This is a genomic window from Sphingomonas sp. TDK1 (assembly GCF_001650735.1).
Classification (GTDB): domain Bacteria; phylum Pseudomonadota; class Alphaproteobacteria; order Sphingomonadales; family Sphingomonadaceae; genus Sphingomonas.
The window spans coordinates 341,464-354,633 of sequence record NZ_LXVY01000048.1; the positions used below are offsets into that span (position 1 = coordinate 341,464).

The window sequence follows — 13,170 nt, forward strand, 5'->3', positions numbered from 1 at the left end:
GATGATATATGGTATCAAGACAAAGTTGCTGCGGTGCAGAATTTTGCGGCCAATCCCCTGCGTTTATGTCGATCAGTGCGCGGTGGCTTGCAACGTGGCGCCCGGGCGGCGTCTCCACCGCCCGGGCGTTCAGGCAAATGCAAGACCGGTCGCCGGCGCGGTGCGCCCACGTCGAGGAGTAGCGGCGCCCGACCGGCGATCGCTGACATTGAACCGGCTGGACTGGGTTTGCAGCGCCTCGACTTCGACGCTGAGCTTCGCCGTCGCGGCGGAGGTCTGCTCCACCATCGCAGCATTTTGCTGCGTGGCATGATCGATCGTGGCGATAGACGCGGCGATTTCAGTAATCGTCGCAGCCTGCGCCTGGTGATCGACGCCGATCCCGTGGAGAAGCTGGTGCACCGTGTCCACCGATGCGGCGATTTCCGAAAGCGCGCCGTCCACCTTGTCGACCGCACCCATCGCGACCTGGACGTCCTGGCGTGTCGAGCTCAGTTGCTCGCGGGCGCGCCCCGCCTCCTCCTCGGCGCGCATGGCGAGGACCGACACGAGATCCGCCACGACCGCGAATCCGCGTCCGGCCTCGCCCGCACGCCCCGCTTCCACGGCGGCATTCATCGCGAGCACGCGGGTCTGGAAGGCGATCTTGTCGAGGCCCTCGATGACGCCGTCGATTCCCTTGGCGCTGTCCGCAACGCGGCCCATCGCCTGCACCGCTTCGTCCGCCAGTGCGCGCCCCTGCCCCACCACATCGGTCGCCTGCTGCGCCCGCGCGACGGTCTGGTCGGTCGCGACACCGCTGCCGCGCACCCGCGCATCGACTTCGGCGATCGCTGCGGCGGTCTGTTCCAGGCTGGCGGCGTTGGATTCTGTACGGCGCGCCAGATCGTTCGATGCGTGGGCAATTTCTCCCGCGCCGTCGAAAATCATCGCCGCACTTGTCCGCACCGTACCGATCAGATCGCGCAGGCTCGCCAGGGCACCGTTGAAATCCTCGCGAAGCTGCTCGTACGCGGGCGGAAACTGTTCCTCCACATTGGCCGTCAGGTCGCCCTGGGTCAGCGCCGTCAGTCCCCGGCGCAGAGCCCCGCAGACCAGCCCCTGTTCTTCGGCGGTTCGTGCATCGGCTTCGCAGCGGGCGATCGCGGCGAGGCGGAACGACTCAACGGCATTGGCGACATCGCCGATCTCGTCGCGGCGGTCCCGGTGCGGCACGTCCGCCTCGCCGCCTTCGGACAATCGCTTGGTAGCGCCCGAAACATCGGCAAGCGGCGTCGCCACCGCAAACTGCAACAGGCGCCAGATCGCGAAGATCGCACCCAGCGCCGTGAAAATGACGATCCAGGTCAGCCGCACGGCGAAGCGCTCCGCCTGCAGGCCCACCGCATTCGAGCGCGCCGAGCGGGCGCGGTGTTGGTCCTGGATATGATCGACGGCATCGCGGAGCGCGTTGGAGGCCTTTTTGCTCGGCCCCTTCATCAGGGGGAACGCAGCGGCCGCCCCACTGCGCTGGACGACGTCGAAGATTTCGAGATTGACCTTGCGCAGGGTCGCGATGCCCGCGCGAATTTCGAGGAGCCGGGGCTGCAGCTCGTCCGCTACCCGCTGATAATCCGCAATCGCGCGCTGGATATCCGCTTCGTTTCGATCGAACCGCGTGCGGAGTTCGGCCACTTCCTGGGGAGATTCGGCATTCAAGCGCCGCCAGATGATGATGCGCTGCTCGCGCAATGTCGACGCAAGTCGACCGAGCGCATCGGTACCATCGATCCCCCGCTCGACATGATCCTGCGCGACGGCAGCAAGCTTCTCGTTGCTGATCAAGCTTGTAGCGCCCAAGATGCAGACGAGAACCGCTACTGCTGCGAATATTGCAAGCATCTTCGACGAAATTCGCCAATCGACGATGAACGAACGCAACATGGTGCCTCCATTATCCGCACACTCAGGATGCGCAGACAAGCACATCCAGACTCGACTCCCTTATAGGTCAAGACCGGTGAAAGATAATGAAGAGCGCATATTTCACCTACACGACGAAGAATATCGCCTGAAAATAAACTGAGAGCTCGCGCGCATAATGCATGTGGAAACGTTCCTAATAACGATGCCATCCAGGGATGCAGATCGCCTTTTACCATCGAACATCTGAAGTCTTGCTGTCAAGGCACGCGAACGCAGCCTTAAAAGGCGATAGCGGCATTACCGGTGACGATGTCTTGCAGAGAGGCGGTGGTGGGTCCGCCGGGATTCGAACCCGGGACCTCTCGATTAAAAGTCGCTTGCTCTACCGACTGAGCTACGGACCCACATCCCGCCACCTAGGCGCAGGGGCGCCGCCGGTCAACCGCGTGCAGCAACGGAAGCGTCTTGCGGCCGGTCAGCGGGTCGCGCCAGGCGGGGGCGACTTCGGCCAGCGGCGCGAGCACGAAACGCCGTTCGCGATACCGCGGATGCGGTACCACCAGTCCGGGCGCATGGCGACAGCCGCCCGACCACAGGATGATGTCCAGATCGATCACCCGCGCCCCCCAGCGCTGGCCCCGGCGACGGCCAAAGGCGCGCTCGATCGTCTTCAGGCGACGCAGCAGCGCTTCGGGCGCCTCCCCGCTCTCGACCCATGCGACCGCGTTGGCGAAGCGGCGGATCGACGGGCCCAGAGGCGGCGTCTCGTGGATCCGCGAAACCTTGCGCACCCCGCCGATCGCCGCGAGCGCCGCCCGCACCTCCGCGCGCGGCGCGCCGTGGTGGCCGCGGCGGTTCGAACCCAGCGCAATGATGTAGCTTGTGACCGGCACATCGCAGCGCCTATCCCGCAACCATGTCCACGCCAAGCCCCGAGACCGAACCCGATCGCGATTGCCCTCTCTGCCCGCGGCTCGTCGACCTGCGCTTGCAACTGCGTGCGGAACAGCCGGATTGGTGGAATGCACCGGTGCCTGCACGCGGCGACGCGGATGCGCCGATCGCGATCGTCGGGCTCGCACCGGGCAGACTCGGCGCCAATCGCACCGGCCGCGCCTTTGCCGGAGACGAATCCGGCATCCTGCTGTTCGCCGTGCTCGAAAAGCTGGGGCTGGCGGAGGGCGGCGAACCCAGGGGCGTGCGCATCCTCAACGCCGTCCGCTGCCTGCCGCCGGAAAACCGGCCCATACCCGCCGAGATCCATGCATGCCGCCCCTTTCTGGCAGGGCAGTTGCACGCACCGGTGGTCGTCGCGCTGGGCGAGATCGCGCACCAATCGGCGGTGAAGGCGCTGGGCGGCAAGCTGCCCAAGGCGCGCTTTGCCCACGGCGCCGAGCACCGCCTGCCCAAAGGACAGGTCGTGCTCGATAGCTACCATGTCTCCCGCTACAATCAGAATATCGGCCGGCTGACCGACGCGATGCTCACCCAGGTCTTCGAGCGTGCGCTACATCACGTCGCCGCGCTCAATGCGGGTGCCCCGCCTCTGTCGTGAGGCCGATGCGCTTGGCCCGTTCCGCGACGTTGGGCTGGATCTGCACCGCCGCGGCGAAATCCTGCGTCGCCGCATCCTTCTGGCCCAGCCGCTGCTCGGCGATTCCGCGACAATAGAGGCTCCAGGCGAGCTTCGGTTCGAGCGCGAGCGCGGCATTGAAGTCGGCGATGGCCGCCTCGTTACGTCCCTGCCGAAGCGCGACCAGTCCCCGGCTGTCGAGATAGGAAGCATTGCCCGGCACGGCGCGCACCGCCGCGTCGCAGTCGCTCCTCGCCTTGTCGAGATCGGTATTGGCCAGCGCACGCGCCCAGCAACGACCGTTCAGCGCCCGCGCGCGACCTGCATCCTCCCGATGCGCCGCCATCCAGAGATCGAACTGCGCGATCGCCGCATCATAGGCATCGGCGTTGCTGTACAGCTGGGCGATCCGCATCCGGTCCGCATCCTCGCGGGGCAGTTGCGTCCCCAGCTGATCGAGATCGCCGATCGCGCCGGTCCGGTTGCCGGCGCGAAGGCGCAGGGCAGCGCGGCTGAGCCGCGCATCATGGTCGTTCGGATCCAGCGCGAGTGCGGCATCCAGATCATCGAGTGCCAGCACCGGACGCCCCTCGGCGAGATACGCCATCGAACGCTGGCGGAGGAACTTGGCTTGGCGAGGCGCGAGTGAGATCGCCTGGCTGAACGCCTCGATCGCCTTGGGCAGGTCGCGCTGCGTCTGGAACATTGCGCCGCGCCGGGCATAGCCCTCGGCATCGAGCGGGCCTTCGGCATCCGCAGCATGCACCGGGATCACGCTGTTGGCGGCCATTTGCGCGCTCTGCTCGAACAGCTTGCCGCCGGTATAGGTGAAGTAGATGCGGTGCTGCGCGTTGGAGACGTATAGCCGGTGCGAGATCAGGTAATCCGCACCGAGCAGCATGTCGGTATCCGAATCGCCCAGATCGGCGATGCGCAGCCGCACATTATGCAGCTCTTCGTTGCCGACCCGCAGCAGCTTGAACGATCCGATCCACCCCTGCTTTACGCGGCGCCCCAACCCGGTCGACCAGCCAGCGGCTTCGACGCCCGGATCGCCGGGTTTCACGCCGGCGCGCGCGGCAGCGCGGAGCGACACCACCGTCCCGCTCGCGCCGGTATCGAACATCGCTCGCAGCTTGGCACCGTCCAGTTCGACCGTCCCGATCGTATGGTAGCGCGCCGTCTCCTTCGGCTCGATGGGAATTTCGAAGAAGGGCTTGCCGCCGGCCCAATAGGCCATGGCGAGCTTGCCGCAGCCTTCCGGACGGAACAGCCGGACGGCACCGCCGGGCAGGTCATATTCGACGTCTGCCAAGCCCAGGATATTCTGCCCGAGTAGGCCGGTCTCACCGAAATCGGTACCTCCGCGAACGAACTCCACATTGGGAATATCGACCCCCGCCAGGCCGAAATGGGCCACGCGCACGACGCCCGCGCTGGCCGATCCGCCCACACCGCGAATATAGAAGCCCGGAGGCGCTGTCGTTTCGGGCAGGTCCAGCGCCTTGGCTACCGCCGGCGGGACGATGCTGAAAAAGGCGCCGCTGTCGAGAATGAACGGCGCGGGTTTGCCGTTGACCGTCGTGTCGACGATGGCGCGCATGCCCCGCATCGTGATCGGGATTTCGGCGATTCGACCGACCTTGCACGCCGCCTGTGCGGGCATCGCGCCCACAACCACTGCAAGCCAGAATCCAATCCCGACCGCGCGCCTTGCCGTCCGCATTCGCCCCTCCCGGTTCCTCACCAGCGCCGCATGAGCACCGTGCCCGTGCGGAACGCTAGCGAGAGGAAATGACGCGGACCTTACAAGCGCAGGAACCGATCACAAATACTTGACGAGGCTCAGTCCCGAAAGCTGCGAGAACACCGAATAGCTCGCCTCGAGCACGGTCTTCTGCTGGGAGAGGTCGAGTGCGACCTGGCCCAGATCCGCATCCTCATTATCCTGGATGACCTTCTGGAGCAGCAGCGCGCGGTCCTCGCCGCGATTGGTAAGGTCCTCCACCTGATTCTGCTTGCGACCGTTATCGGCGTTGACGGCCGCGACTTGATCCAGCCCGGTACCGAGCTGATCATAGGCTTGCTGCAGGGATGCCTTTTGCGCGGCGGACAGCGGCGAGGTGATCGTCCCCATCTGCGCCATGGTACGAAAGGCGTCGTACAGGCCCTTGCCGATCGAGCTGGCGCTGATGCCGTAGGTCACGTCCACGCCATCCGCCACCCGGGCAGAGGCGAGGACATTGTCATCGTGAAAGGCCTGGTTGGCCGGCACGGTGGCCGCGTCCGCGAGGGTGTTCACGGAGAAGGGGGTCTGGTCGGTCTGCGAACCGGCGAACAGCGGGGTGCCGCCCTCCGATGCGGTGAGGGTCGCCTTCATCTGGCTGAAGGCCGCTTCCATCGAATTCTGCAGACCGGCGATGTCGCCGGTCCCGATCGCGTTGAGGATCTGCTGGCGCAGGTCGCCCGTCGACTTCGACAGCGCTTCGATATGGCCCTGGTACAGGCCCATGGTGGTGCCCACGCGCTTGGCGACGGTCGACTGCGACTTCTGCTGCTCGAGCAGGCTGTGCGCGGAAAGGTTGCGAACCGCCTCGGTGCCCAGCGCCGCGAAATCGGGCGCCTTCTTGCCGGTCGAGAGCTGCTGCTGGGTGATCGCCAGCTTCTCCTGCGCCTTGGAAATGGCGCCGGCCATGGTGCGCTGGAGAGGAACGGTGGCAACGCGGGTCATGGGTCAGCTCCCTTAACGGACCATTTGGAGAAGCGTGTCGTACATCTGCGTCGCGGTGGTCATCACCCGCGCCGATGCCGAGTAGCTGTTCTGGAGGACGACCATCTGCGAGAGTTCCTCGTCGATGTTGACGCCCGAATAGCTGTCTCGCCGATTCACCGCATCCGCTTTGCGGGCATCGGCGTCGTCATAGCGGCTTGCTGCCTGACTTGCCTCTAGCCCGGCGCGGCCGAGCAGCTGCGAGGAGAAGCGGCCGATGGTGGTGACGCCGTCCTTGCCGAGGTCGATGTTGCCGCTGAGCTTGTCGGCAAAGGCGGTCGCGCCGCGCGTATCGCCGGCACCCATCGCCTTCGCACCTACCGCCGCGCTGGTGTCGAACCGTGCCAGCGGGAGCTGGCCCGGGCTCGCCGCGATGTCCTTGCGCACCTCCGCGGTGTCGAGACCGCTGTTCAGTCCGTTGAGCCCCGACAGCGTGGAGAACGTGCGGCCGCTGCCGTAGCGATCCGTCGAATCCGCTGCCATCGAAAGGACCGCGCCGGAAAGGCCGGGGGCGGGCTGGAACTGCATCCGCCCGCGGCTATCCAGCGAGAAGCTCCCGTAGCTGCCCAGCTTGCTGTTGTTCAGGTCGTTGAGAATGTCCTGCATGGTGCCGCCGGTCTGCGGCTGCAGCGTGTAGCTGGTCAGCGCCAGGCCGGATGCGTCCCGCAGGATCACCTGCGCGGTTTGTCCGGTGGTGAAGCCGTGCGGATCGGAGCCCGTGAAGCCGGTAGGGACAAGGCTGCTGGTGCCGCTGCGGACCAGATCGTTCATGCCGAAATATTGCGACACGCCCACGCCCGCGCGGGCACTCGGCGTGGTGCTCGACTGGGCGATCACGACGCCGGTATTGGCGGCCGTGGCACCGAAGCGCAGCACGCCGTTGGTAAAGCTCGCCGTCGCCGCGCCGCCCAGGCCCGCGTTGATCGCGTTCACCATGTCGTTCACGGTGGCGCCGGGACCGAGTGCGTCGAAGTCGATCTCGGTCTTCGCCAGCAACGTGCCGTCGGTCTTGGTGACCGCGAACGTCGCCTTGCCGGTAAAGCCCAGGCGATCGGTGCCGATCAACCCGGTCTGCCCGCCGGTCATGCTTGCGGGGGGCGGTACGGTGGTGTTGGCGTTGGAGACGCTGTTCAGCGCTTCGGAAAGGCCGCTGAACACGACGCCCATCTGCTCGGAGAAGGCGGGGAGCGCCCGATCGCGGAGATCGAGCAGACCGCCCAGCTTGCCCCCGGCGGCGGCCGATTCGATCTTCTCGCCGGTCAGGGCGCCCATCGTGCCATTCTTGTCGGCAAAGCGGATCGAGATGTCGGGATAGCTGGCCTGCGCGCTGCCGGTTCCGGCGCTCCGGTTCGGATAGTCGAGCTGGCGCAGCCGATTGTCCAGCAACATCTGGCCGGACGTGGTCTCGATCATCACGCGGCCATCGGGCTGGTCGCGAACATTGACCGAGATCATGCTGCTCAGTTCTTCGATCGCGCTCATCCGCTGATCGGCCGCGCCGCTGGCGCTGCGGCCGAGCCCGGTCGCCTGCGATACGGTGCCGTTGAGGTCGTAGATGCGCTTCAGCAGCGAATTGATCTTGTCGACCGAATAGCCGACTTCGGACTCAACGTCACCGCGCAGGGACGACACGTCCTGCCTGATCTGCTGCATAGAGGAAAGCGCATCGGAAACGTTGCCGGTGAACACGGCTGCGGTTTGTGCCGAGTTCTGTCCGCCGGTCATGGCGATGGCGGAGGCGTTGATCGCATCCAGCCGCGCCGGCAGGCCGGACTTGGCACCGGGTTCGCCCAGCAGCGCCTGCAGGCGATCCAGATAGCTGGAGGTGACCTCGGCGCGGCCGAAGTCACCGGCCCGGCGATAGACGGCCGCTTCCAGGAATCGATCGGCGACGCGCTCGGCCTCGCCGACCGTAACGCCGGTCACCTGTCCGCCCACCACCTGGGTGGAGATGTTGCTCTTTTCGCGCGCGTAGCCGGTGACGCCGACATTGGCGATGTTGTTCGATACCGCCTTCAGGCCGGCCTGGGCTGCTGCCAGGCCGGAAACGGCGGTACCAAGGATGTCGTTCAGCGCCATGTCGTGCGTCCCCCGGTGTCAGTCTTCGTCAGCGCTTCAGGTCGCTGACTTCGCGCAGCATGTCGTCGACCGTCGTGATGATCTTCGACGAGGCGCTGTAGGCGCGCTGGAAGCGGATCATGTTGGTGAACTCGGCCGCGAGATCGACGGTCGAGGCCTCGAGCGTGTTCGACGAGATCTTGCCCGCGCCGAGCTGGCCCGGAGGGTTCATCGTCATCGAGCCCGAGGCGCGGGTCGACGCATAGGCATTGCCCGACAGGCGGGTGAGGCCGTTGGGGTTGGGGAAGGTGGCGATGGGCAGCTGGAACACCTGGCGGCTCGAACCGTCGTCGAAGATCGCGCTGACGACGCCTTCCTTGGAGACTTCCGTCGCCGCGATGTTCCCTAGGACGCCGCCGTTGGTACCGCCCGAAACCATCGAGGAAGGCTGGCCGAACTGGGTCAGACCGTTCGTGCCGCCATTGGTACCGAGGTCCAGCGTGATCGGAACCGAGCTCGCCCCATTGGTGTAGGAGATGCTTAGCGGGTCGAACATGTTGGCGGTGGACGTACCCGTGTTCAGGCTGCCGTCGCCATTGAACTTGACGGTACCGCTCCGCAGCAGGCCACCCGGGCCGACCGAGTTGCTGATGGCACCCGCCGGGTTCATGTACGTTTCCATCTCCCACTGGTTCGGACCAGACTTCAGGAACGACATCTTCAACTCGTGGCTGCCGCCCTGCGAGTCGTACACCGTGAACGAGCGCGTGAAGTTGGGCTTGATCGTCCCGTTCGCGAGAGAACCCGCAGTATAGTTGGGCTGCGGCGTGACCGGCGTGTACACGTCAGCGTCGGACTGCAGGTTGATATGCGCCTGCAGCTTGTTGGTCGGCGCAGCGGTACCGACCAGATCGGTCAGGCGCACCGGGGTCAGCGTTTCGAGATTGCCGGTGTTGGTGAAGCCGCCCGTCGCATCCAGGCGCCAGCCATACAGATACAGGCCGGAGGAATTGCGCAGATAGCCTTCTTCGTCCGGCTTGAACGAACCCGCGCGCGTGTAGGCGACCGGATCGTTCGCGCCCAAGCCGTTGCGGGTGATGAAGAAACCGCCGCCGTCGATGGCGAGATCGGTGCTGCTGCCCGAAGCCTGCAGCAGGCCCTGCTTGGAAACCTGCGCGAGCGGCGCTGCCGCCACACCACCAGCCGAGTAGCTCGCCGAGGTGCGACCATCGGTCACCAGCGTGCGGAACTGGGCTTCGACGCCCTTGTAGGCGACGGTATTGATGTTGGTGATGTTGTCGGCGACGGTGGCCATGGCACTCGACTGCGCGCTCAGCCCGGAAACGCCAGCGTAAAGAGCGGAATAGAGGCTCAAGTTAAAAACTCCTCGAATGCCCGCGCGATCCCCACGCCGGCGACATGCTCATTGTAGAGGGCTGGCGGCACCACCCAAATCAAAGGGGCGATTTTGCCGGTTACGGTTGTAAGGCGGCAAAATTTGCCGGGTGTTCGCCACGCCCTCCGCCAAACACGCCTATAAGTTGAGAGACGTTTATCGAAAGGTCCGTTCCATGCTTCGCATCACGCTCCGAGACGGCGAGAAGGCTATCGTCAACGGCGCGGTCTTGCGCGCAGTCGGCCGAACCCAGATCGCGGTAGAAAACAAGGTATCGATCCTGCGCGGGCGCGAAGTCATGCGCCCCGAGGAAGCGACGAGCCCTGCCCGCCAACTCTATTTCGCGACCATGCTCGCCTATATCGATCCCGCCGGGCGCGCAGCGCATCAGGACGCGGTCGTCGAGCTGCTGAGCCATGTGATGGCCAATCTCGGCACCGACGAGGCGCGGGAAGCGTGCGTCCGCTTCGCCAACGATCTCGCCCTCGCGGAATATTACAAGGCACTGGGCGTCGGGCGCGAGCTGATCGCGATCGAAGACGCGATCAGCAACGCGACGCAGGCCGCCTGAAGGAGCGCGCGCGATGCAGACGCTCGCCAGTGCCGCACGCGCCATCAAGGAGATGGTCCCCGACCGTCGCTTCGGACGCGTGGTGGCGGTGCGCGGCGCGCTCATCGAAGTCGAAGGACTGACCGGTGTCGCCCAGATCGGCAGCCGGGTCGAGATTCAGTCCCCCACCGGCAAGGTGGAAGCCGAAGTCACCGCGCTGGATCGCGGCGTCGCGCTATGCCTCCCCTTCGTGGACCCGCAAGGCGTAGGCCTGGGTGCGATCGCCGAACTCGGTGCGGGCCAATTCACCGTCCGCCCCTCCAAGGCGTGGCTCGGGCGGATGATCAACGGTCTGGGCCGCCCGGTCGACGGGAGGGGGCCGCTTGCCAATGGCGCCGACCCACAGCCGATCAAGGCCGCTCCGCCCGCCGCCGCCGGCCGTGCCCGCGTTGCCGAACGGATCGAAACGGGGGTGCGCTGCCTCGATACCTTCGTGCCGCTGTGCCGTGGCCAGCGCCTCGGCCTGTTCGCCGGTTCGGGCGTCGGCAAATCGGTGCTGCTGTCGATGCTGGCACGCTGGACGCAGTGCGACGTCGCGGTGATCGGCCTGATCGGCGAACGTGGCCGCGAGGTGCAGGAATTCATCGAAGATGACCTGGGGCCCGAGGGCATGGCCCGCTCGGTCGTCGTCGTCGCGACCTCGGACGAGCCGGCGCTGATGCGCCGCCAGGCCGCCTGGACCACGCTCGCCGTCGCCGAGCATTTCCGCGATCAGGGCCTCAACGTGCTCTGCCTGATGGACTCGGTCACGCGCTTCGCGATGGCGCAGCGCGAGATCGGCCTTGCCTCGGGTGAGCCGCCGGCGACCAAGGGCTACACCCCAACCGTCTTTGCCGAACTCCCGCGCCTGCTGGAACGTGCCGGCCCCGGTGCGCCGGGGGCGGGCATGATCACGGGCCTGTTCACCGTCCTTGTCGACGGCGACGATCATAACGAGCCGGTCGCGGACGCGGTGCGCGGCATTCTCGACGGCCACGTCGTGATGCGCCGCGCCATCGCCGAGCGCGGTCGCTACCCGGCCATCGACATCCTGAAATCCGTATCGCGCACCCTGCCCCATTGCCTGGAGCCAGAGCAGAACGAGGTTCGCCTCGCCGCCCGCAAGCTGCTGTCGACCTATACCGACATGGAAGAAATGGTGCGGCTGGGTGCGTACAAGGCGGGCTCCTCGCCCGATGTCGACCGCGCGGTCGCCCTCGCGCCGCGCATCGAGGCGCTGCTCAACCAGGGCAAGAACGACCGGGGCCATGCCGACGCAGCCTTTGCCGAGCTGGCCGCGATCCTGTCCGGCGAAGCATCCGGCGATCCCGACCATGGGCATGACGTGGGTCTCGCCGCATGAGGACCCCTTTCGACACCGCGCTGCGCATGCAGCAACGCACCGTCGACGATCTGAAGGTCAGGATCGGCGCCGCGATCGAACGCATCGCCGAGCTCGAGCAGCAGGCGCGCGATCTGGTCGTACGAATGCGCGAAGAGCGCGTGCTTGCCCACGCCCTGCCCTTCGCCTCCGATGCCTGGCTGGCGACGGCCAAGCACGCGCAGATCCGTCTCGGCGAAGAAGTCCAGGCCGAACAGGCCCGCCTGCTCAACCTGCGCGAGCAGGCGCGCGAAGCCTATGGCACCTGCCGCGCCATCGAAAGCGCGGCGGAGCGCTTCCGCGCCGACGCCGAACGCGAGGCCGAGGCCGCCGAACAAGCCGCAATCGATGACATCGCCGCGGCGCGCTTCCTGCGCGATCGCAAGCGAATGCTGGTGAAGGCAGCATGATACACCGTACCGATCTTGCCGCGCTCACGCCGGCGCAGCGCGCGAACGTGATCTATGCGCAGGCGCAATCCGAACTTTCGACCCGCCTGTGGCGCGCCGCCATCGGTGACGGCGAACGCGACGCGGGCAAGACCCGCTCCCCGCTCGGCGGCGGGTCGGACATGTCCGTGGACTCCCTCCTCGAACTGCTCGGTACCCAGGCGCCGCGCTCGGCAAAGGGCCGCTGCAACTGCCAATGTGCCTGCTCGTGCCACGAGAATGAAACCGGCGACGACGTCGCCGCGCTTGCGAAGGCAGCGCTGACACCGGCGCGCGCTTCCGCCGTGGCGGAGCGATCCACCCTACCGGCCTCGATGTCGAACGTCGCCGCGCTCTCCGGTGCGGGCGGCGGTTCCGCCAGCGGCGGCGTATCAGCTGGGCTCTCGCTCGGTGCCAATACCCGCTACGCCGATACGCTCGCGGCGGCGGAGGCCCGCAGCGGCATTCCCGCATCGGCGCTGGCCGCGATCGTCGATGCGGAAGCCGGCAAGGGCCATGACGGCAGCTGGAATCCGCTGTCGCGCAACCCGCGCTCCAGCGCCGCCGGCCTCGGCCAGTTTCTCAGCGGCACCTGGCAGACCCTTGCCGAGCAGAGCGGCACCTGGCTCAACGACGTTGCGAAGGCACGGGGTTGGCTGAAGGAAAATGGCAAGGTCGATCCGGCACGCCGAAGCGAGTTGTTGTCGCTCCGGTACGACCCGCAAGCGTCGATTCTCAGCGTCGCCGACATGGCACGCAACAATCTGCAGCATCTCGAATCGGCGGGCCTGAAAGTACATGCCGATTCGGAAACTTTGGCCAAGGCAGCCTATCTCAGCCACCATCTGGGGCTGGGCGATGCAAAGAAGTTTCTTGCCGGCAATATTGACTCCGGGCGAGCGCGCGAATTGCTTGCCGCCCAGGTAGGCGGATCGGCGGCCAATCAGCGGATCGCCAGCGCGGGCGACGCGACCCGCGCGCACCGGCAATGGTTACTCGATTTCATCGATCGCCACGTCCAGCCGGATAAATTTTCCTCGTAAAACTGCCATTTTTGCAGTTTTTACGCT

Annotated in this window: 11 protein-coding genes and 1 tRNA gene; 5 read left to right on the forward strand and 7 right to left on the reverse strand. The window is 66.2% G+C overall.

Annotated features, from left to right (window positions below; translation table 11 throughout):
- Window positions 1–129: 129 nt before the first annotated feature.
- From A7X12_RS24545 to folK, 3 genes are all read right to left on the reverse strand, one after another.
- Window positions 130–1,968: a methyl-accepting chemotaxis protein gene (locus tag A7X12_RS24545; RefSeq protein ID WP_084446092.1), complete on the reverse strand. Its 1,839-nt coding sequence runs from the start codon at window positions 1,966–1,968 to the stop codon at window positions 130–132.
- Between the two features lie 265 nt (window positions 1,969–2,233).
- Window positions 2,234–2,309, reverse strand: a tRNA-Lys gene (locus A7X12_RS24550).
- A 12-nt stretch (window positions 2,310–2,321) separates the two neighbouring features.
- Complete coding sequence (gene folK / locus A7X12_RS24555) at window positions 2,322–2,798, reverse strand: 2-amino-4-hydroxy-6-hydroxymethyldihydropteridine diphosphokinase (RefSeq protein ID WP_064314038.1); 477 nt, start codon at window positions 2,796–2,798, stop codon at window positions 2,322–2,324.
- 23 nt (window positions 2,799–2,821) lie between these two features.
- Between folK and A7X12_RS24560 the strand changes: the two genes are divergently transcribed.
- Window positions 2,822–3,460: a uracil-DNA glycosylase gene (locus A7X12_RS24560; protein WP_064314039.1), complete on the forward strand. Its 639-nt coding sequence runs from the start codon at window positions 2,822–2,824 to the stop codon at window positions 3,458–3,460.
- Here A7X12_RS24560 and A7X12_RS24565 read toward each other — a convergent pair.
- The 4 genes from A7X12_RS24565 to A7X12_RS24580 all read right to left on the reverse strand — a co-directional run bounded on the left by A7X12_RS24565 (window position 3,432) and on the right by A7X12_RS24580 (window position 9,681).
- Window positions 3,432–5,204, reverse strand: a complete 1,773-nt coding sequence (locus A7X12_RS24565) for a retroviral-like aspartic protease family protein (protein ID WP_064314040.1) — start codon at window positions 5,202–5,204, stop codon at window positions 3,432–3,434. The genes A7X12_RS24560 and A7X12_RS24565 overlap by 29 nt on opposite strands.
- Window positions 5,205–5,303: 99 nt before the next feature.
- A complete protein-coding gene (locus A7X12_RS24570) occupies window positions 5,304–6,209 on the reverse strand; it encodes a flagellin (protein ID WP_064314041.1) in 906 nt (301 codons plus the stop codon).
- 12 nt (window positions 6,210–6,221) lie between these two features.
- Window positions 6,222–8,327 (reverse strand): FlgK family flagellar hook-associated protein, encoded by a 2,106-nt coding sequence (locus tag A7X12_RS24575; RefSeq protein WP_064314042.1) that lies wholly within the window; start codon window positions 8,325–8,327, stop codon window positions 6,222–6,224.
- 28 nt (window positions 8,328–8,355) lie between these two features.
- Window positions 8,356–9,681, reverse strand: a complete 1,326-nt coding sequence (locus A7X12_RS24580; RefSeq protein WP_084446094.1) for a flagellar hook protein FlgE — start codon at window positions 9,679–9,681, stop codon at window positions 8,356–8,358.
- A 196-nt stretch (window positions 9,682–9,877) separates the two neighbouring features.
- On the opposite strand from A7X12_RS24580, the gene A7X12_RS24585 reads away from it, so the two are divergent.
- From A7X12_RS24585 to A7X12_RS24600, 4 genes are read left to right on the forward strand one after another with little or no spacing between them, the layout of a single operon-like run.
- Window positions 9,878–10,273 carry a flagellar biosynthesis repressor FlbT gene (locus tag A7X12_RS24585; RefSeq protein ID WP_064314044.1) on the forward strand — a complete coding sequence of 132 codons (396 nt, stop codon included), beginning with the start codon at window positions 9,878–9,880 and terminating at the stop codon, window positions 10,271–10,273.
- Window positions 10,274–10,286: 13 nt separating this feature from the next.
- Window positions 10,287–11,654: a flagellar protein export ATPase FliI gene (gene fliI / locus A7X12_RS24590; RefSeq protein WP_064314045.1), complete on the forward strand. Its 1,368-nt coding sequence runs from the start codon at window positions 10,287–10,289 to the stop codon at window positions 11,652–11,654.
- Window positions 11,651–12,082 (forward strand): hypothetical protein, encoded by a 432-nt coding sequence (locus A7X12_RS24595; protein ID WP_064314046.1) that lies wholly within the window; start codon window positions 11,651–11,653, stop codon window positions 12,080–12,082. The genes fliI and A7X12_RS24595 overlap by 4 nt, the downstream gene beginning before the upstream one ends.
- On the forward strand, window positions 12,079–13,143 hold the full coding sequence (locus A7X12_RS24600) for a hypothetical protein (protein ID WP_064314047.1): 1,065 nt from the start codon (window positions 12,079–12,081) through the stop codon (window positions 13,141–13,143). Before A7X12_RS24595 ends, A7X12_RS24600 begins: the two co-directional genes overlap by 4 nt.
- Window positions 13,144–13,170: the final 27 nt, after the last annotated feature.

Bases quoted from the DNA above. Each gene is read 5' to 3' on its own strand.
- A7X12_RS24545 (WP_084446092.1), bottom strand. From the start codon at position 1,968: ATGTGCTTGTCTGCGCATCCTGAGTGTGCGGATAATGGAGGCACCATG.
- A7X12_RS24585 (WP_064314044.1), top strand. From the start codon at position 9,878: ATGCTTCGCATCACGCTCCGAGACGGCGAGAAGGCTATCGTCAACGGC.
- A7X12_RS24595 (WP_064314046.1), top strand. From the start codon at position 11,651: ATGAGGACCCCTTTCGACACCGCGCTGCGCATGCAGCAACGCACCGTC.
- A7X12_RS24560 (WP_064314039.1), top strand. From the start codon at position 2,822: ATGTCCACGCCAAGCCCCGAGACCGAACCCGATCGCGATTGCCCTCTC.
- A7X12_RS24575 (WP_064314042.1), bottom strand. From the start codon at position 8,327: ATGGCGCTGAACGACATCCTTGGTACCGCCGTTTCCGGCCTGGCAGCA.
- A7X12_RS24570 (WP_064314041.1), bottom strand. From the start codon at position 6,209: ATGACCCGCGTTGCCACCGTTCCTCTCCAGCGCACCATGGCCGGCGCC.
- A7X12_RS24600 (WP_064314047.1), top strand. From the start codon at position 12,079: ATGATACACCGTACCGATCTTGCCGCGCTCACGCCGGCGCAGCGCGCG.
- A7X12_RS24565 (WP_064314040.1), bottom strand. From the start codon at position 5,204: ATGCGGACGGCAAGGCGCGCGGTCGGGATTGGATTCTGGCTTGCAGTG.
- fliI (WP_064314045.1), top strand. From the start codon at position 10,287: ATGCAGACGCTCGCCAGTGCCGCACGCGCCATCAAGGAGATGGTCCCC.